Below are 17719 nucleotides of genomic sequence, written 5' to 3' on the forward strand. Positions count from 1 at the left end.
AGGTTACGTCAGCACGCCCACACGCAGCCAGGTCTTCCGCTCGTCCGGTCGATGTCAGCGACTGCGCGTCGCGGATCGTTGACGGTGGTAGCGTTCCTCCCGCTGGTCGACGCCTTGTTGACCAGGGACGCGAACGTCAGCGAAATCCGGTGCGAATCCGGTGCTGTGCCGCAACTGTGATGACTCGGGCACCTTCCGTGTCCGGTCGAGCCAGGTCGCCTGACGTCCGCGCCGACGCCCATTTACCTCCGGTCCAGGGGTGCGGCGTCCGTGACCTCTCACGGCGCACATCGCGGCCGGGTTGAGAGGTTTGAAGTGCCAAGACTGTTACCGGTTCGACCGGAAGCACTCCGGTATCCGACGCCGGCGACCGATGCGAGCACGCGGTCGGCCTCGGGTAGGTTTCCCCGATATTTTCTTTGCGCCCTCACCGCTTTGCTGGTGCTGGCCGGTTGCGCGACCCGTCCATCCGAAGCGGACTCCACGGCGAAACCGGATGCCGAGGGCACCTTCCCGGTCACGATCGGCTCGGTCACCATCGACCGGCAGCCGGCGCGAATCGTGTCGCTTTCCGCGTCGGCCACGGAAACCCTTTACGCGCTCGGCGCCGGACCACAGGTGGTGGCGGTCGATTCCACCTCGGACTACCCGCCACAGGCGCCACACAGCGACCTGAGCGCGTTCTCGCCCGACCCGGAGGCCATCAGCGCCTACAACCCGGATCTCGTGCTGGTGTCGGAAGACCCGAGCGGCCTGTCGGCCGCGCTCGCCAAGACCGGCGTGAAAACCCTTGTGCTGCCGGCCCCGGTGACCCTCGACGACGCCTACCGCCAGTTCGCCGACCTCGGCCGGGCGACCGGGCACCAGGCCGAAGGCGAGAGCCTGGCCCGCCAGGCCCGCGACGACATCGACAAGATCGTCGCCGGCACGCCCGAACCGGCGCGGCCGCTGAGCTACTACTACGAGCTCGACCAGACGTACTACAGCCTCACTTCGACGAGCTTCGTCGGGCAGATCATCGCGCGATTCGGGCTGGCGAACATCGCCGACGGCGCGGGGACGGGCGACTACCCGCAGCTGTCGGCCGAGCACATCCTGCGGGTGAATCCCGGCCTGATCTTCCTGGCGGACACCAAGTGCTGCGGCCAGAACCCGGACACCGTGGCCGCCCGCCCGGGCTGGGACACGCTCGACGCGGTCCGGCAGAGGCACGTCGTCGGCCTCGACGATGACATCGCCTCCCGATGGGGTCCCCGCATCGTCGACCTCGCGCGTGCGATCTCGGACGCCGTGAAGTCCGCCGAGCAGTGAGTAGCCCCTTGTCAAGTCGCGGCAATCAAGGCGACCAGCACGCGCGCGCCCCGAAGGCCGCGATATCGAGGCGGCGGGGCGCCCTTGGCGAGAACCTGGCTCGACCTCGGATGAAGCGCCCCGTCGACACGATCGCGGTCGCGCGCAAACCTGCGGAGGAACAGTGATCGCAGCGCTCCGTGCGCGGCGCCCCGGCGGCGGGGCACGAACGCGGTTACGGCCCCGCGCCGTCGTGATCGCGGTGCTGCTGCTGGTGGCCGTCCTGTTGTCCGCGGTGCTGGTCGGCGCCGGAAACCTGGGCTGGCAGCGCGTCCTCGGCGAGATCTTCGCGCAGGTGACCGGCGGACGGTCGCCGCTTTCGGAGCGGGAGGCGGCGATCGTCTGGCAGCTGCGGGTGCCCAGGGTGCTGCTGGCCGGTCTGGTCGGCGCGGCGCTGGCGGGCGCCGGCGCGACCTTCCAGGGCGTGTTCCGCAACCCGCTCGCCGACCCGTACCTGCTCGGGTCGGCGGCCGGGGCGGGGATGGCGGCCACGCTCGTCGTCGTGCTGACCCCCAGCGGGTCCGCCTGGCTGCCCGTGGCCGCGTTCGCCGGGGCGCTCGGCGGGGTCGGCCTGAGCTGGCTGCTCGGCCGGTCCGCCGGCGGGCCCGGCACGGCCACGCTGCTGCTGGCCGGGGTCGCGGTCACCGCGTTCCTGACCGCCGTGCAGACCTTCGCCCAGCAGCTGAACACCACGACCCTCAAGCAGGTCTACACCTGGATCCTGGGCGGGCTGACCGTCAGCGGCTGGCACGAGGTCATGGTGGCCCTGCCCTACATCGGACTGGCCGCGATCGTGCTGTGCCTGTCCGCACGGCTGCTCGACGTGCTCACGCTCGGCGACGCGGAGGCGGCGTCACTGGGTCTGCGGCCCGGCCGGGTGCGGCTCCTGCTCGTCGCCGCCGCGTCGCTCGCGACCGCCGCGGCGGTGTCGGTGAGCGGATTGATCTCGTTCGTGGGCCTCGTGGTGCCACACCTGGTCCGGCTGCTGGCCGGGGCCAGCTACCGCGTGGTCGTCCCGCTTTCGCTGCTCGGCGGTGCGGCGTTTTTGATCGTCGCCGACCAGATCGCGCGCACGGCGCTTCCCGGGGAAATCCCCCTTGGTGTGGTGACCGCGTTCACCGGAGCGCCCTTCTTCGTGATGGTGCTGCGCCGCTCGTCGCGAGGAGCGAGCCGGTGACCGCGCTGCGCCTGCGAAACGTGTCCGCGGGGTACGGCGACCGCACGGTGGTGCACGGGGTCTCGGCCCAAGCGCCCAGTGGCGGCTGGCTGGCCGTGGTGGGGCCGAACGGCGCGGGAAAGTCGACTCTGCTCAAGGCGGTGGCCGGCCTGCTGCCCTTCACCGGCGAGATCTCCTTCGCCGGCCGAGGTGCGCAACGGTTGTCGCGTAAGGAAAAAGCGCGCCTGGTCGGCTACGCGCCGCAAAGCCCGGTCCTGCCCGACGGGCTCACCGTGACCGACTACGTGCTCCTCGGCCGCACGCCGCATCTGGGCCCGCTGGCCCGCGAGAGCGCCGCTGATCTCTCCATTGTGGACGACGTCTTGGCCAGGCTCGACCTCGGTGCGCTGGCCGCGCGCAGGCTGCACACGCTCTCCGGCGGTGAGCGCCAGCGGGCGGTGCTGGCCAGGGTGCTCGCTCAGCGCACCGGCCTGCTGCTGCTGGACGAGCCGACCACGGGTTTGGACATCGGGCACGCGCAGGCACTGCTGGAGCTCGTCGACCGGCTGCGACACGAGGACGGCATCACCGTGGTGTCCACATTGCACGATTTGACGTTCGCCGCGCAGTACGCCGACCGGCTGGTGCTTATCGACGGTGGCACGGTCGCCGCGGAAGGCGCACCCGGCGAGGTGTTGACCGCGAACCGGCTGAACCACCACTACAACGCGGCGGCGGCCGTACTGAACGCGCCGGAGGGCGACCTCGTGGTGGCGCCGATTCGCCCGAAGTAGCCATTTCCGGACAGCTTCCGGTGTTTCTCGCGAAACCAGCCCACAACCGCCAGACGGTGCAATATTGTCCATCAGCAACGAGCACGATCTAGGACTCCCTGGGGGGACCCCGATGGATTTTCACGTGAACCCGGACGCCGTCAAGCAGTACGCCGAGGTGCTGGACGGGCTCAACTCGGCGATCGATTCGATCAGCGAGTACATGCACACGTACGGGTGCGACAAATCCGGGTTCACCGGCCTGTTCATCGTGCTGCAGCCCGTGGTCGACCTGGTCGGGTCGCTCTACGGGGACACGCTGAAGTTCGGCAAGCAGCGCCTCGCCTCGCTTGTGGACGGGGTCAACCACACCGCCGAGACCTACGAGCAGACCGAGGGCAAGGTCGGCGACGTGTTGAAGAACCTGCTCAGCGAGATCGACAGCGCCGCCACTTCGGCCCTCGCCTGACCCAGCCGTAGAGAACGGACCGACCCATGACGACACGACGCCCGCCGCACAACCCCCCGCCGCACCACAACCACCCCCAGCATCCCCAGCAGCACCCTCAGTACCCCCAGCATCCCCAACATCCCCAACAGGGGCCGTACCAGCCGCACCCTACGCAGGGATCGCCGTACGGCGGCCACCCCCAGCAAGGGCCCTACCCACCACACCCACCGCAGGCGCCGCCGTACCACCCGGGTCCGCCGCAGCCGGGGCCGTACCCGCCGCGCCCACCGCAGGGATCGCCCTTCCCGGGCCAGCCCGGCCACCCGCAGCAGGGGCCGTACCCACCGAACCCGCCCCAGGGACCACCCATTCCGGGCCAGCCGGGCCACCCGCAGCAAGGCCCGTACCCGCCGCAGCCTCCGATGCAGCCCGGCGGTCCTGGCTCGACCGGCAACGGCAGCACCTCGCCGTCGAGCGCCGGTCAAGGCGGGAATTCCGGCAGCGAAACCGGCGAATCAGGCTCCGGTAGCGGCTCCAGCGCATCCGGCAGCGGTTCAGGCGCATCCGGCAGCGGTTCAGGCGAGTCCGGTAACGGCTCCAGCGGCTCCGGTGAATCGGGTTCCGGTGAATCGGGCGGCGGGGACGGCGGCGGCGATTCGGGCGGTGAGCCGGGGTTCGAGCCGACCGCGCCGAGCGGCAGCTACCAGACCGGCTCCGAGATCACCGACGTGCTGCAGCCACCGGAGCCCGGTGACGGCTCGGACGTCAAGGAACTCGTGCAGAGCGCCGGCCTGGAAGTGATGGCGGTGGACTGGGTGTTCCAGCACATCGCCGGCAAGAGCCTGGTCGACATGGTGATCAAGCCGCTGACCGGCGACTTCAGCAAGATGCGGCAGAACGCCGAGGCGTGGGAGAACATCGGCAACGCGATGAAGCAGTTCTCCACCACCATGTCGGGGAACGCGGGAATCGCCACCGGCGAAAACTGGAGCGGACCGTCGGCGCTCGCGCACAAGGCCTACGTGGACCTCGGCTGGAAAGCCGGGTTGGCCGTCGAGGGCGAGATCGCGAAGCTGATCGCCAAGGGCTTCAACCTTGTCGCCGACCAGTCGGAGAAGCTGGCCGGCAAGGCACTGGAACTGCTCAAGAAGCTGATCGACAAGCTCATCGAGATCGCCGCGAAGGCGTGCATCCCGGTGGTGGGCTGGGCGGCCGAGGCCACCACGATCATCGACGCGATCGACATCGCCAACGAGATCTTCTCGATCATCGAGATGATCAAGGACATCATCGAGAACGTGAAGTCGATGTGGAACTCGATCCAGGACGTCGGCTCACAGCTGGCGAAGATCAAGGACATCAACAGCCTCGGCGACGCGATCGACATCGCGAAGAACATCAAGGGCGATGTCAGCGACATCGCCGACAGTGGGAAGAACATCGCCTCGGACGCGAAGGACATCGGCACGAGCGCCAAGGGCATCGCGGGCGGCGGGGAAGAGGAAGGCGGCAGCGGCACCCACTCCTCGTCGGGCAACGAGGGCGGCCAGCATTCCTCGAGCGGCAACGACCAAGGCAGCACTACCCATTCCTCGAGCGGCAACGATGGCGGCACCACCCACTCGTCGGGCGGTGACAACCAAAGCGGCGGCACCCACTCCTCGGGGAACACGCCGAACGGCGGCAACACCAGCACCACCCACCCGACCGCGCCGAACGGGACCACCGGCGGACAACCACACACGCCGCCGCCCTCGACCGCGCCGAGCGGGCAACCGCACACGCCGCCCAACTCGACCGGAACCGGCCACAATGGACAGACACCCGCGGGTTCCACGACCCACCACAGTCCCAGCCACACCACCACCTCGACCCCGCACCACACCGGCCCTCGCCGCCACTGATCACGACGGAGTAGTTCGTTATGTCTGACCCGGTTTCCGTCGACCTCGGTGACTCGTGGAAGCCCGCCTCGTTGCGTGAAGCCGAGGCCCGCCTCAACGAGTCGCTGATCAAGTCGGCCGAGCTCATCAAGCAGGTGGACGAGAAGCTCAAGCAACTACCCGATGTCGACCACACCGCCAAGCCCGAGGACGTCTCGGCGATCAAGGCCGCGGCGGAGAAGCCCGACGCCCCGGCGGCCCTGCGCGCGCTGAAGAAGAAGGTCGACGCGGGCGAGTTGACCTGGCAAGACGTCCTGGAGGGCAAGGCGCTCAAGGACGAGACCGTCCGGGAGGTGATGACCGCCCGGCTCGACGGTGACATGCGCGAGATCTACCGGGAGGCCGAGCAGGGCGCCACTCTCGACGAGATCCTGGAGGCGCGCGGAGTCACCAGCGGAAGCGTGTTCGGCGGTGGCTCCTCGCAGTCCTACCCGCAGACCACGCCGTCGGCCGCGCCGAGCGAGGACGACTACTTCTCCAACGGGTTCATGGACAGCAAGCAACCGCCGGCCACCCCGCCGCCGGCCGAGCAGGCACCGCCGACGCCGCCCGCGGCAGGCTCGGAGCCACCGCGCACACCTCCACCTCGCCGTCGCGAGGTGGAGTACACCGACGACGAGTTCGAAAATCCGCTCGCCTCGCGCGGAGAGGCCAAGCGGACCGGACCGTCCCGGCCCGCGCCGTCGCGCCGTCCACGGGACGAGCCCGAGGATGACGACGACTACTTCGGCGGCTCGGTGTTCCGCTGAGCACGGCCGCCGGAACGGCCACCTTGGCAGTGTTTCGAAGGGCGCCCGTTACCTCGGGCGAAAACACGGACTTCTGGACCTAGCCCAGTCCGGCGCAAGGTGGCCGTTCCAGCGGTAGAACCTGTTACAGTTGCCCGGTGATACTCGATCGTTTCCGCGTTCCCGGCAAGGTGGCCGTGGTAACCGGGTCCGGACGCGGCATCGGCGCCGCGGCGGCGGTCGCACTCGCCGAGGCCGGCGCCGACGTGGTGATCTCCTCCCGCACCGCGGCGGACCTGGACGAGATCGCCGCCCGGATCTCCGCGACGGGGCGCACCGCACACGCCGTAACGGCGGATCTCAGCGATCCCGAGGCGGCCGCCGGGCTCGCAAACGAAGCGGTGGAAACCTTCGGCCGGCTCGACATCGTGGTGAACAACGTGGGCGGCACCTACCCGCGCCCGCTGCTGGAGACCACCACCGAGTTCCTCGAAGAAGCCTTCCGCTTCAACGTGTCCACCGCGCATGCCCTCACCACCGCCGCGGTGCCCGCGATGCTGGCAGCGGGCGGCGGCGCGGTCGTCAACGTCTCGTCGGTCATGGGCCGGATCGCCGGCCGTGGCTTCGCCGCCTACGGCACGGCGAAGGCTGCCCTCGCGCACTACACCCGGCTCGCCGCACGCGACCTGGCGCCGCGGATCCGGGTCAACGCCGTCGCGGTCGGATCGGTCGCCACCTCGGCACTGGAGATCGTGGTGAGCAACGCCGAGCTCAAGGCGAAGATGGAGTCCGCGACCCCGTTGCAGCGAATCGGCGAAGCCGAAGACATCGCCGCAACCGTGCTCTACCTCGCATCACCGGCCGGCGCCTACGTCACCGGCAAGGTCCTCGAAGCCGACGGCGGCAGCCAGGAACCCAACCTGGACCTGGGCCTGCCCGACCTGTGAGGACCCGGGCCCTACTCGGTCTTCCGCTCGGTGGACGACTCGTCCTGAGTCGACACCGCCGCCTTCGGTTCCGACGAGCCGGAGTCGTCCGCCTCGTCGGACGTGGTCGCTTCCGCGGAGTCTTGCTTGCCTCGCAAGGATTCCGGTGTTTCGCGCGGTCCCCGCCGCCGGGCCAGCACTATGTAGGCGACAGCGCTGGCGCACACGAGCAGCGCGACCCACACGTTGACCCGCACGCCCAGCACATGAGTCGCGTCGTCGGTGCGCATGAGTTCGATCCAGAACCGCCCGAGCGTGTAGCCGGCGACGTACAGCGCGAACGCGCGGCCGTGGCCCAGCTTGAACCGGCGGTCCGCCCACACCACGAGCCCGGCGATGGCCAGGTTCCACAGCAGCTCGTAGAGGAAGGTCGGGTGGACGGGGCTGTCCTGCAACGGGATGTGGCCGAACGCCACCCCGGTCGGGCCCTGGTCCGGGATCGACGGGTTGTTCGGGTCGAACCGCTGGTAGATCTCCAGTCCCCAGGGCAGGGTGGTATGCGCGCCGTAGAGTTCCTGGTTGAAGTAGTTGCCGATCCGGCCGATGGCCTGCGCGGTCACGATGCCCGGGGCGATCGCGTCGGCCATCGCGGGCAGCGGAATGCCCTTGCGGCGGCAGCCGATCCACGCGCCGACGCCGCCCAGCGCGATCGCGCCCCAGATGCCGAGCCCGCCGTCCCAGATGAACAGCGCCTGGACCGGGTTCTTGCCCGGGCCGAAGTACCGCCACCAGTCCGTGATGACGTGGTAGAGCCGCCCGCCGACCAGGCCGAACGGGACCGCGAAGATGGCGATGTCGACGACGGTGTTCTTGGCCCCGCCACGCTGCACCCAGCGCCGCTCGCCCCACCAGATCGCGAGGATGATGCCGGCGATGATGCACAGCGCATAGGCCCGGATGGGGATCGGCCCGAGATACCAGACCCCACGCTCCGGGCTGGGGATGGTGGCAAGGAACACAGCCGAGGCGGAATTCACACGGGCCACCGTAACGTGCCGAGCGTCTCGCGCCCACACCAGGACCGTAACGGCCGCGCGGAGCGCATCAATTGAGGGTGCTGGTGGGAGACGGGTGGGAATGGTGGCACCAGTCCGTTACGGTCAGTTCGACGCACCCCCGTTCAGCGTGGCCGAACCGATCGCGAGCACGCAGCCCACCGCGAAGATCGCGGTCAGCCAGACCGGGCCCCCGCGCAGGAAGTTCCACCCCGCGGCGATGGCCATGAGCACCGCCATGATGATGTTCCGGACCTGCAGGGGCGTTGGTTTGGCCATGCCGTCAGCCTCGCACGACGGCTCGGGAGACCGACGCCGGGGCAGCCTAGGTGAGGTCGACCGTGGCGGCGAACGGCCGGTCCACCGTCAGCTTGCCGGCCTCGCTCCTGGCGATCTCGCGAAACTCGCCGTCAGACAGTTCGAAGAGAATCGCCTCGACGGGGTCCGTGGCCGGATCCACCCGCAGGTAGTAGGAAATGCGAGCCTCGGCGTACAACTGGGCCTTGAGCGAACGGTCGAACACCTTGGTGGACGGAGACTCGATCTCCGCAGCCAGCAGCACATCTGGCCCGGAGTAGTACAGGACATCGACATCCGGGCAGGTGACCACGACCAAATCCGGGATGAGTAGTCGATCCTCCCCCAACCGCACATTGACGCCGAGCAACATCTCCGTTCCGGCCGGAACGGCATCGCGCAGACCATACAACTTTCCGAGCAGGCGCTGGTGCCGCGACGTCGGCGCAGGGCTCACCAGAAGAGCCCCATCCAGGAGTTCGACCCGGTCGCCGTTGTCATCGGGCAACGCGAGGACTTCGTCGACGGTCCACGGGTCGCGATGCTTGGGCACGACGTAGTCGACTTCCGCCTCAACGGAAGCAGCCATCCCGCTTCACCTCCAACCGGCCCGAGTACCGCCTGCAACCGCCAGTGTGACACATGGATCCTCCATCTCCAGGGGAACATGTGATCACGATGGCAGCCACCGCGGACACTCTCCGTGGTGGTCGCATCCTGCCGCGGTCCCGCACGCTGCGGAGGTCAGACACCGTCCAGCGGCATCAGCACCCGCCTGCGGGCGTGCTCTTCGGCTTCTTGGGGCAAGGCGTCGGCACCAGACGCCACGACGCGCAGGTACATCGCGGTGACGATGAGCGAGATCATGGCCTGATCAGGAACGGGGGTGAGGGGAAGGCGGCCGGCGCCGGATCAGGCGCCGCCCACCGGCTCGCGCACGCCCTTCGCCAGTTCGGCGGTCAGCGCCCGGACCGCCTCGGCGCCCTCGGCCGCCTTGGTGACCAGCGCGGAGCCGACGATCACCGCGTCCGCGAACCCGGCGACCTCGGCCGCCTGCTCCCGCGAGCGCACGCCGAGCCCGACGCCGATCGGCAGGTCAGTGTGTGCCCGGGTGCGGCGAACCAGTTCCGCCGCGCCCGCGCCGACCACCTCGCGCGCGCCCGTCACGCCCATCACCGCGGTCGCGTAGACGAATCCCGAGGACGCCCGCACCGTGAGATCGATTCGTTGCTCCGACGAGGACGGCGCCACCAGGAAGATCCGGTCCAGCCCGTGCCGCCGCGACGCGTCGACCCAGTCGGCCCCTTCCTCGGGGATCAGGTCCGGGGTGATCATGCCCAGCCCGCCGGCGGCGGCCAGGTCCCGCGCGAACGCCTCGACCCCGTAGCGGCGCACCGGGTTCCAGTAGGTCATCACGACCGCCTTGCCACCGCGCGCGGCGACCGACTCGACGGTCTCGAAGACGTGCCGGAGCCGGAAGCCGGCTCGCAACGCCGTGTCACCGGCGAGCTGGATGGTCGGACCATCCATCACCGGGTCCGAGTACGGCACGCCGACCTCGACCAGGTCCGCCCCACCGTCGAGCATCGCGGCGAAGGCGTCCTTCGACCGCTTCAGCTCCGGGTAGCCGGCGGGCAGGTAGCCGACCAGCGCGGCGCGCCCCTCGCTCCGGGTCCGCGCGAACAGGCCGTCCAGACCGTCCGCTTTCCCGGCACTGTCGGCACTGCCAGCGCTGTTAATGGAAGCCGCAGGCGTCGCTGTCACTGCCCCACCAATCCGAAGTACTTCGCCGCGGTGTCCATGTCCTTGTCGCCACGGCCGGACAGGTTCACCAGGATGAGCGCCTCGCGCCCGAGTTCGCGTCCCAGCTGGATCGCCCCGGCCAGCGCATGCGCGGACTCGATCGCCGGGATGATGCCCTCGGTGCGCGACAGCAGCCGCAGCGCGTCCATCGCCTCGGCGTCGGTGATCGGCCGGTATTCGGCGCGCCCGCTGTCCTTGAGCCAGGCGTGCTCGGGGCCCACGCCGGGATAGTCGAGCCCGGCGGAGATCGAGTGCGACTCGATGGTCTGGCCGTCCTCGTCCTGCAGCAGGTACGACAACGCGCCGTGCAGGTTGCCCGGCGTGCCCGTGGTCAGGGTGGCGCCGTGACGGCCGGTCTCCAAGCCCTCGCCGCCCGGCTCGAAACCGACCAGCCGCACGTCGGGGTCATCGATGAAGCCGTGGAAGATGCCGATCGCGTTGGATCCGCCACCCACACAGGCGGCGACCGCGTCCGGCAGCCGGCCGGTCTGCTCCAGTACCTGCTGGCGTGCCTCTTCACCGATCACCTTGTGGAAGTTACGCACCATCATCGGGAACGGGTACGGACCGGCGGCCGTGCCGAAGAGGTAATGGGTGGTTTCGGAGTTGGTGACCCAGTCCCGCAGGGCCTCGTTGATCGCGTCCTTGAGCGTGCGCGAGCCGGTCTTGACCGGCACGACCTCCGCGCCGAGCAGCTGCATCCGGGCCACGTTCAGCGCCTGCCGCTCGGTGTCCACCTCACCCATGTAGACCACGCACTCCAGGCCGAGCAGTGCGCATGCGGTGGCCGTGGCGACCCCGTGCTGGCCCGCGCCGGTTTCCGCGATCACCCGCTTCTTGCCCATGCGCTTGGTGAGCAGCGCCTGGCCCAGCACGTTGTTGATCTTGTGAGAGCCGGTGTGGTTGAGGTCCTCGCGCTTGAGGAAGATCCGCGCGCCGCCGGCGTGCTCGCCGAATCGCGGCGCCTCGGTGAGCAGGGACGGCCGGCCCGCGTAGTCCCGCAGCAGGCGCCGGAACTCGTTGACGAAGTCCGGGTCCACCCGGGCCTTGTCGTACTCGCCTGCCACCTCGTCGACGACGCCGATCAGCGCCTCCGGCATGAACCGGCCGCCGAAGGGGCCCCAGTACCCGCGTTCGTCGGGGTCGTGCACGTCGTGCTGCTGGTCGGTCTGCGGCAAATCCTCGCGCACCACCGGGCGCGCGCTGCGATCGTCCATCGGTTGCGGCTCCCTCACCGGCTTGGCCGCGGACACGCGGGATGCGAACCCGCGGTGACCAGCTTGGTCAGGGCGCCCTTCGGGTCGCCGGAGGCGACCAGGCCCTCGCCCACCAGCACGGCGTCGGCACCGTGACCGGCATAAGCCATCAGGTCACCCGGTCCGCGGACCCCGGACTCGGCGATCTTCGTCACGTCGAAGGGCAGCCCGGGCGCAAGCCGCGCGAACACGTCGCGGTCCACTTCCAGGGTGTGCAGGTTACGGGCGTTGATGCCGATCACCTGCGCGCCCGCCTCCAGTGCGCGATCGGCCTCCTCGGCGTTGTGCACCTCGACCAGCGCGGTCATGCCGAGCGACTCGACCCGGTCCAGCAGGCCGACGAGTGCGTTCTGCTCCAGCGCGGCGACGATCAGCAGCACCAGGTCGGCGCCGGCCTCGCGGGCCTCGTGCACCTGGTAGGGGGTCACGACGAAGTCCTTGCGCAGCAGCGGAATGTCGACCGCGGCCCGCACCGCCTTCAGGTCGTCCAGCGAACCACCGAACCGCCGTCCCTCGGTGAGCACGCTGATCGCCCGGGCGCCCGCGTCCTCGTAGTCCTTGGCCAGGGAGGCCGGGTCGGCGATGTTCGCCAGCGGGCCCTTCGACGGGCTGCGGCGCTTGATCTCGGCGATCACGCCGATCGACGACTCACGCAGCACACTCTTGGCGTCCCGGGGCGCGGGAGCCTTCGCGGCGCGGCGCTTCAGCTCGTCGAACGGGAGCGCCTTCTCCCGCTCGGCGAGGTCGGCGCGCACACCCGCGACGATTTCTTCGAGAACGCTCACAAACACCTTTCCCTTCCCGCAGAAAAGATGCTAACCCTCGCCCCGAGCCGGACCCGTCTCGGGTCGAAGAAGCCTTAACCAGCACGGAAAACTACCGATCGGTAGTGGGATCTTCGCCCTCCGACAGTGCCTCCCACAACTCGGCGTCCGCATCCCGCGCGGGCTTTTTCACGCTGGGTGCCGAATACTGTGCACCCAGTCGCGGCATCACCCTTGCATACCTGACGCCCAGCAACCCGCCGGCGATGACGAGAATTCCCGCCAGCAGGGCCAGACCGCGTCCGGTGACGATCTCCGTCACCGGTGCACCCGTTGGGTAACCGCTCCAGTGCGCACCGTCAACGGCGACCCAGCACATGGCGGCGCCGGCGGCGACCAGCACGACCGAGAGCACCCGGCGCGCCCAGCCACCGGTCGCGACCATCCCCGCCACCCCGGCGAGCGCGAGCACGGCCAGCGGGACCAGCGCGCTGGCGACCTGGTCGCCGATCCGGGTGTCCAGCACGATTCCGCGGATCCCGGCGTCCCGGGTCTGCGCGGTCCACACCAGACGCGAGGAGCCCCACAGCAGCGCCGCACCGAGTAGCAACGCTGCCGTGATGGTCCACAATGGACGCTTATGAGACGCTGGCGATGTCATCACTGGGATCCAGCTCCCGCGCCGGGGCCATGGTCTGTGCGGCGGCGACCGCCGAAAGCACCGTGCGGGCCTTGTTGAGGCATTCGTTGTCTTCGTAGTCCGGTAGAGAGTCGGCGACCACGCCACCACCGGCCTGGACGTAGGCGGTGCCGTCGGAGACCAGCGCGGTGCGGATCGCGATCGCGGTGTCGGCGTCCCCGGCGAAGTCCAGGTAGCCGACTATGCCACCGTAGAGGCCACGGCGCACCGGCTCAAGTTCCTCGATCAACTCCATCGCGCGCACCTTGGGCGCCCCCGACAGCGTACCGGCCGGGAAGCAGGCCGTCACCGCGTCGAACGCCGTGCGATCCGCACGCAGCTCGCCGGTGACAGTGGACACGATGTGCATCACGTGGCTGTATCGCTCGACGGAGAAGAAGTCGACCACCCGCACGGTACCCGGCTTGCACACCTTGCCCAGATCGTTGCGGCCCAGGTCCACCAGCATCAGATGCTCGGCGCGTTCCTTCTCGTCGGCGAGCAGGTCCTTGGCCAGCTGCGCGTCCTCGTCCGGATCCGCCCCCCGCCACCGGGTTCCCGCGATCGGGTGCGTGGTCGCCCGGCCGCCCCGAACCGTCACCAGCGCCTCCGGGCTGGAGCCGACGATGTCGAATCCCTCCAGGCGCAGCAGGTACATGTAGGGGCTGGGATTGGAGGTGCGCAACACCCGGTAGATGTCCAGCGCGTCGGCGTCTGTGGCCATTTCGAACCGTTGTGAGGGAACGACCTGGAACGCCTCCCCCGCCTTGATCGCCTCCACCGCCGTCAGCACGGCGGCGTGGTAGTCGTCCTTGGCGCGGTGGCGCACGAACTCCGGCGCCGGGCGCGCGAACACGGCCGTCGTCGACGGGGCCGGGGCGCCGAGCCGCTCGGTCATCTCCGCCAGCCGGCGGACCGCGTCGTCGTAGGCGGCGTCCACCCGCTCGGGCGAGTCGTCCCAGTTCACCGCGTTGGCGATCAACGTCACCGTGCCCTCGTGGTGATCGAAGGCGGCCAGGTCCGTGGCCAGCAGCATGGTCAGCTCGGGGATGTCGAGATCCTTCTCGGCCAGCTCCGGCAACCGCTCCAACCACCGCACCGCGTCGTAGCCGACGTAGCCGACCATGCCGCCGGTCAGCGGCGGCATGCCCGGCAGCGGCTCGGTATGCAGCAGCGCCACCGTCTCCCGCAGCACCGACAGCGGATCGCCCTCGGTGGGCAGGCCCACCGGCGGGCTGCCCACCCACACCGCGCGACCGTCACGGACGGTCAGCGCCGCCGGGCTGCGTACCCCCACGAACGACCATCGCGACCACGTCTGGCCGTTCTCCGCCGACTCCAGCAGAAACGTTCCCGGCCGGTCCGCGGCGAGCTTGCGGTAGACCCCGACCGGGGTCTCCCCGTCCGCGAGCAGCCGCCGAACCACCGGAATCACCCGGCGCCCTTCGGCGAGTGCGCGGAACTCTTCCCGGGTCGGGCTCGCCGAGCCGAGACCACCGGCGCCGGTATGTGCGGAAGGGACACTGACCATGGCCGTCATTGTGCCGTTCCCGGCACACGCCGGTGCAGGCAGTGTTGTCAGGGGGTTCCGCGTGGGGGACCCGAGGCCGCCACACAATTCAGGTTGCGTTGAATGCGGTGCGAAGATTGCGAACATGAGCACTGCCGACCAGAGCCCGGCGGCCCGGCGGCGGGGACGTCGCCCGGCCGGCCAGGACACCCGCGCCGCCCTGTTGACGGCGGCCCGTGACGTGTTCGCCGAAAGCGGCTACGAAGGCGCCACGGTCCGCGCCATCGCCGCCCGCGCGGGGGTGGACGCGGCCATGGTCAACCACTGGTTCGGCGGCAAGGAAGGGCTGTTCGCCCAGGCGGTGCTGAAGCTCCCGTTCGATCCCCAGATCATGGTCACTACCCTGCTCGAGGGCGGTCTCGACGGCCTCGGCGCGCGGGTGGTCCGGCAGTTCGTCACCACCTGGGACGCGACCTCCGGCGGCACGTTCCCGGCGCTGGTCCGCAGCCTGGCCAGCCACGACCAGGCCGCGGCCGGCCTGCGCGACTTCCTGGTCAAGCACATCCTCGGTCACATCGTGGACCGGATCCAGGCGGACGAACCGCACCTGCGGACCAACCTCTGCGCGTCACAGCTCATCGGCATCGGCATGGCCCGCTACGTGGCGAAGTTCGACCCGTTCGCCTCCGCCGACGTGGAAACCTTGGTCGCCGCGATCGGGCCGACCCTGCAGCGCTACCTCACCGGCGATCTCGGCCTCACCGATCAGCCCTGAGCTCCGCAACGCCCGGATCGGCGACCGTTGGGTGGTCGGCGAGCAGGAGTCGCTCGTCGCTGTCGAAACAGCTGCGGGTGCCGGTGTGGCAGGCGGGCCCGGTCTGGTCGACCCGTACCAGGACCGTGTCGGCGTCGCAGTCGAGACGCACCTCGCGCACGTGTTGCGTGTGCCCGGAAGTTTCGCCCTTGACCCACAATTCCTTGCGGCTGCGCGAATAATAGGTGCCGCGGCGCGTGGTCAGCGTCCGCTCCAGCGCCTCGTCGTTCATCCAGGCCACCATCAGCACGTCCGAAGTGGCGTGATCGACGACGACGGCGCAGACCAGCCCGTCGGCGTTCCGCTTGAGCCGGGCGGAAAGTGCGGGATCGAGACTCACCGGACCGCCACCCCGCCGGCCCGCAGCGCGTCCTTGACCTCGCCGATCTTCAACTGTCCGAAGTGGAACACACTGGCCGCGAGCACCGCGTCGGCACCCGCGCGGACCGCGGGCAGGAAGTGGCCGGGCTCGCCCGCGCCCCCGCTGGCGATCACCGGCACGGTGACCGCCTTGCGGACCAGGCCGATCAACTCGAGGTCGAAGCCGGACTTGGTGCCGTCGGCGTCCATCGAGTTGAGCAGGATCTCGCCGACTCCGAGTTCCTCACCGCGCGCGGCCCACTCGACCGCGTCGATGCCGGTGCCCCGGCGACCGCCGTGGGTGGTCACCTCGAATCCGGAGGGTGTCGGCCGGCCACCTTCGGGGACCCGCCGTGCGTCCACCGAGAGCACGATGCACTGCGCGCCGAACCGGCGGGAAGCCTCGCCGAGGAACTCCGGCCGCGCGATCGCGGCGGTGTTGATGCTCACCTTGTCCGCACCCGCCCGCAGCAGGCGGTCGACGTCCTCACAGGTGCGGACGCCACCGCCCACGGTCAACGGGATGAACACCTGCTCGGCCGTGCGCCGGACCACGTCGTAGGTGGTCTCGCGGTTGCCCGAGGACGCCGTGACGTCGAGGAAGGTCAACTCGTCGGCGCCTTCGGCGTCGTAGGCGCGCGCCAGTTCCACCGGGTCGCCCGCGTCACGCAGGTCGGTGAAGTTCACGCCCTTCACCACCCGGCCGGCGTCGACATCCAGACAGGGAATCACCCGTACCGCTACACCCATATGACCAGCGTACTGGGGTCGTTCAGAAGCCTGTGTTCCTGCTTCGTCGACCGCGTGTTCCGAAAACGCCGCATACTTCGCCGTGTCGCGCGGTAATCGGGTCGGCCGCCGTAGGGTCGCGGTATGTGGTGGGGTCTGGCCTGCGCGCTGTTCGCGGCGTGCGCCTACGGTGTCGCCTCGGTGCTGCAGGCGGTCGCGGCACGCTCGGTGGCGAGCACCGAGCACGGCGTCGACCCACGGCTGCTGGTGCGCGTGTTCAAGCAGTGGCGGTACATACTCGGCGTGGGCATGGACACGCTCGGCTTCGTCGCGCAACTCGCCGCGTTGCGGGTACTCCCGTTGTTCGTTGTGCAGGCCGCTCTCGCCGCGAGCCTGGCGGTGACTGCGGTGACGACGCTGGGGATCGGCGCGTCACTGAGCCGTCGCGAATGGACGGCCGTCGCCGCGGTTTGTGTGGGACTCGCGCTACTCGGTCTCTCGGCGGAGAGCGAGGGTTCCCACCCGGTCGGCCTGCCGTTCCACATTGGACTCCTGGTGGCCGCCCTGGTGCTGGGCGCCTGCGGCATGCTCGCCGGACGAGCGCCCGCGCCATTGCGTAGCCCGGCCCTCGGCCTGGTGGCCGGCCTGTGTTTCGGGACGGTGGCGGTGGCCGGACGGGTGATGACGACGGACAGCGTGGTGAGCCTGGTGACGGACCCGGCCGCGTACGCCTTGGCCGTGGCCGGAATCATCGCGATGCTCTTCTTCGCCTCGGCCCTGCAACGCGGCAGCGTCACCACCGCGACCGCGCTGATGGTGGTCGGCGAGACGGTCCTACCGTCGATCATCGGGATTCTCGCGCTCGGCGACACGACGAGGCCGGGGTATCCGCCGGTGGCCGGACTCGGTTTCGTGCTGGCCGTGGCCGCCGCGCTCGCACTGGCGCGCTTCGGCGAGGTCTCCCAGCCGGCTGAGCGCGAAGAGCCGCCGCCGGGGTGAGCGCACCACTATCCACATTGGATCAGACATGCCGTCATGAGACATTCTCACCCGAGTTTTGCCGGCAAAGCTCACGTTTTGCGTCCGGGCGGTTTTGACCTGGATTTCCGCCGATGAGTGCGGCTG

General features: G+C 69.7%; 20 protein-coding genes. 9 read left to right on the forward strand and 11 right to left on the reverse strand.

Annotation, left to right across the window (positions count from 1 at the left end):
- The first annotated feature begins 441 nt into the window (after positions 1-441).
- From A3CU_RS45030 to A3CU_RS0116410, 7 genes are all read left to right on the forward strand, one after another.
- A complete protein-coding gene (locus A3CU_RS45030) occupies positions 442-1311 on the forward strand; it encodes an ABC transporter substrate-binding protein (RefSeq protein WP_425388256.1) in 870 nt (289 codons plus the stop codon).
- 163 nt (positions 1312-1474) lie between these two features.
- Positions 1475-2527 (forward strand): FecCD family ABC transporter permease, encoded by a 1053-nt coding sequence (locus A3CU_RS0116385; RefSeq protein WP_027943228.1) that lies wholly within the window; start codon positions 1475-1477, stop codon positions 2525-2527.
- Positions 2524-3300, forward strand: coding sequence for an ABC transporter ATP-binding protein (locus A3CU_RS0116390; RefSeq protein ID WP_027943229.1), 777 nt, complete (start codon positions 2524-2526; stop codon positions 3298-3300). The genes A3CU_RS0116385 and A3CU_RS0116390 overlap by 4 nt, the downstream gene beginning before the upstream one ends.
- A 112-nt stretch (positions 3301-3412) precedes the next feature.
- Positions 3413-3748: a hypothetical protein gene (locus A3CU_RS45035; RefSeq protein ID WP_043841322.1), complete on the forward strand. Its 336-nt coding sequence runs from the start codon at positions 3413-3415 to the stop codon at positions 3746-3748.
- A 404-nt stretch (positions 3749-4152) separates the two neighbouring features.
- Positions 4153-5634 carry a hypothetical protein gene (locus A3CU_RS0116400; RefSeq protein ID WP_027943230.1) on the forward strand — a complete coding sequence of 494 codons (1482 nt, stop codon included), beginning with the start codon at positions 4153-4155 and terminating at the stop codon, positions 5632-5634.
- Between the two features lie 20 nt (positions 5635-5654).
- Positions 5655-6422, forward strand: coding sequence for a hypothetical protein (locus tag A3CU_RS0116405; RefSeq protein WP_027943231.1), 768 nt, complete (start codon positions 5655-5657; stop codon positions 6420-6422).
- Positions 6423-6559: 137 nt separating this feature from the next.
- Positions 6560-7348 (forward strand): SDR family oxidoreductase, encoded by a 789-nt coding sequence (locus A3CU_RS0116410; protein WP_027943232.1) that lies wholly within the window; start codon positions 6560-6562, stop codon positions 7346-7348.
- Between the two features lie 11 nt (positions 7349-7359).
- Here A3CU_RS0116410 and lgt read toward each other — a convergent pair whose 3' ends face one another.
- The 9 genes from lgt to A3CU_RS0116455 form a co-directional block, all read right to left on the reverse strand.
- Positions 7360-8373 carry a prolipoprotein diacylglyceryl transferase gene (lgt, locus tag A3CU_RS0116415; RefSeq protein WP_027943233.1) on the reverse strand — a complete coding sequence of 338 codons (1014 nt, stop codon included), beginning with the start codon at positions 8371-8373 and terminating at the stop codon, positions 7360-7362.
- Between the two features lie 114 nt (positions 8374-8487).
- A complete protein-coding gene (locus A3CU_RS53500; RefSeq protein ID WP_169739640.1) occupies positions 8488-8661 on the reverse strand; it encodes a hypothetical protein in 174 nt (57 codons plus the stop codon).
- A gap of 46 nt (positions 8662-8707) precedes the next feature.
- On the reverse strand, positions 8708-9268 hold the full coding sequence (locus A3CU_RS0116425; RefSeq protein WP_043841324.1) for a Uma2 family endonuclease: 561 nt from the start codon (positions 9266-9268) through the stop codon (positions 8708-8710).
- A gap of 155 nt (positions 9269-9423) precedes the next feature.
- A complete protein-coding gene (locus A3CU_RS55135; protein ID WP_281174121.1) occupies positions 9424-9546 on the reverse strand; it encodes a hypothetical protein in 123 nt (40 codons plus the stop codon).
- A 45-nt stretch (positions 9547-9591) separates the two neighbouring features.
- Positions 9592-10374, reverse strand: coding sequence for a tryptophan synthase subunit alpha (gene trpA, locus A3CU_RS0116435; protein WP_027943235.1), 783 nt, complete (start codon positions 10372-10374; stop codon positions 9592-9594).
- 65 nt (positions 10375-10439) lie between these two features.
- The gene (gene trpB / locus A3CU_RS0116440; protein ID WP_052371777.1) at positions 10440-11699 is read right to left on the reverse strand and encodes a tryptophan synthase subunit beta; all 1260 of its coding nucleotides are present in this window, start codon (positions 11697-11699) and stop codon (positions 10440-10442) included.
- Positions 11700-11713: 14 nt separating this feature from the next.
- Positions 11714-12523, reverse strand: coding sequence for an indole-3-glycerol phosphate synthase TrpC (trpC, locus tag A3CU_RS0116445; protein WP_027943237.1), 810 nt, complete (start codon positions 12521-12523; stop codon positions 11714-11716).
- A gap of 91 nt (positions 12524-12614) precedes the next feature.
- A complete protein-coding gene (locus tag A3CU_RS0116450; RefSeq protein WP_043841325.1) occupies positions 12615-13163 on the reverse strand; it encodes a Trp biosynthesis-associated membrane protein in 549 nt (182 codons plus the stop codon).
- The gene (locus tag A3CU_RS0116455) at positions 13141-14712 is read right to left on the reverse strand and encodes an anthranilate synthase component I (protein ID WP_027943239.1); all 1572 of its coding nucleotides are present in this window, start codon (positions 14710-14712) and stop codon (positions 13141-13143) included. Before A3CU_RS0116455 ends, A3CU_RS0116450 begins: the two co-directional genes overlap by 23 nt.
- 124 nt (positions 14713-14836) lie before the next feature.
- On the opposite strand from A3CU_RS0116455, the gene A3CU_RS0116460 reads away from it, so the two are divergent.
- Positions 14837-15466, forward strand: a complete 630-nt coding sequence (locus A3CU_RS0116460) for a TetR/AcrR family transcriptional regulator (protein ID WP_027943240.1) — start codon at positions 14837-14839, stop codon at positions 15464-15466.
- Here the strand turns inward: A3CU_RS0116460 and hisI are convergent.
- Both hisI and hisF read right to left on the reverse strand, forming a co-directional pair.
- Positions 15450-15845, reverse strand: coding sequence for a phosphoribosyl-AMP cyclohydrolase (gene hisI / locus A3CU_RS45040; RefSeq protein WP_052371778.1), 396 nt, complete (start codon positions 15843-15845; stop codon positions 15450-15452). The genes A3CU_RS0116460 and hisI overlap by 17 nt on opposite strands.
- A complete protein-coding gene (hisF, locus tag A3CU_RS0116470) occupies positions 15842-16615 on the reverse strand; it encodes an imidazole glycerol phosphate synthase subunit HisF (protein ID WP_027943241.1) in 774 nt (257 codons plus the stop codon). Before hisF ends, hisI begins: the two co-directional genes overlap by 4 nt.
- A gap of 123 nt (positions 16616-16738) precedes the next feature.
- Between hisF and A3CU_RS0116475 the strand changes: the two genes are divergently transcribed.
- On the forward strand, positions 16739-17593 hold the full coding sequence (locus tag A3CU_RS0116475; RefSeq protein WP_027943242.1) for a DMT family protein: 855 nt from the start codon (positions 16739-16741) through the stop codon (positions 17591-17593).
- The last annotated feature ends 126 nt before the right edge of the window (positions 17594-17719 follow it).

Origin of the sequence: Amycolatopsis taiwanensis DSM 45107 (assembly GCF_000519205.1) — a bacterium.
GTDB lineage: Bacteria > Actinomycetota > Actinomycetes > Mycobacteriales > Pseudonocardiaceae > Amycolatopsis_E > Amycolatopsis_E taiwanensis.

Bases quoted from the DNA above. Each gene is read 5' to 3' on its own strand.
- A3CU_RS0116475 (WP_027943242.1), top strand. From the start codon at position 16,739: ATGTGGTGGGGTCTGGCCTGCGCGCTGTTCGCGGCGTGCGCCTACGGT.
- A3CU_RS0116455 (WP_027943239.1), bottom strand. From the start codon at position 14,712: ATGGTCAGTGTCCCTTCCGCACATACCGGCGCCGGTGGTCTCGGCTCG.
- A3CU_RS53500 (WP_169739640.1), bottom strand. From the start codon at position 8,661: ATGGCCAAACCAACGCCCCTGCAGGTCCGGAACATCATCATGGCGGTG.
- A3CU_RS55135 (WP_281174121.1), bottom strand. From the start codon at position 9,546: ATGATCTCGCTCATCGTCACCGCGATGTACCTGCGCGTCGTGGCGTCT.
- hisF (WP_027943241.1), bottom strand. From the start codon at position 16,615: ATGGGTGTAGCGGTACGGGTGATTCCCTGTCTGGATGTCGACGCCGGC.
- A3CU_RS0116450 (WP_043841325.1), bottom strand. From the start codon at position 13,163: ATGACATCGCCAGCGTCTCATAAGCGTCCATTGTGGACCATCACGGCA.
- trpB (WP_052371777.1), bottom strand. From the start codon at position 11,699: ATGGACGATCGCAGCGCGCGCCCGGTGGTGCGCGAGGATTTGCCGCAG.
- A3CU_RS0116400 (WP_027943230.1), top strand. From the start codon at position 4,153: ATGCAGCCCGGCGGTCCTGGCTCGACCGGCAACGGCAGCACCTCGCCG.
- A3CU_RS0116425 (WP_043841324.1), bottom strand. From the start codon at position 9,268: ATGGCTGCTTCCGTTGAGGCGGAAGTCGACTACGTCGTGCCCAAGCAT.
- A3CU_RS45035 (WP_043841322.1), top strand. From the start codon at position 3,413: ATGGATTTTCACGTGAACCCGGACGCCGTCAAGCAGTACGCCGAGGTG.
- A3CU_RS0116460 (WP_027943240.1), top strand. From the start codon at position 14,837: ATGAGCACTGCCGACCAGAGCCCGGCGGCCCGGCGGCGGGGACGTCGC.
- A3CU_RS0116405 (WP_027943231.1), top strand. From the start codon at position 5,655: ATGTCTGACCCGGTTTCCGTCGACCTCGGTGACTCGTGGAAGCCCGCC.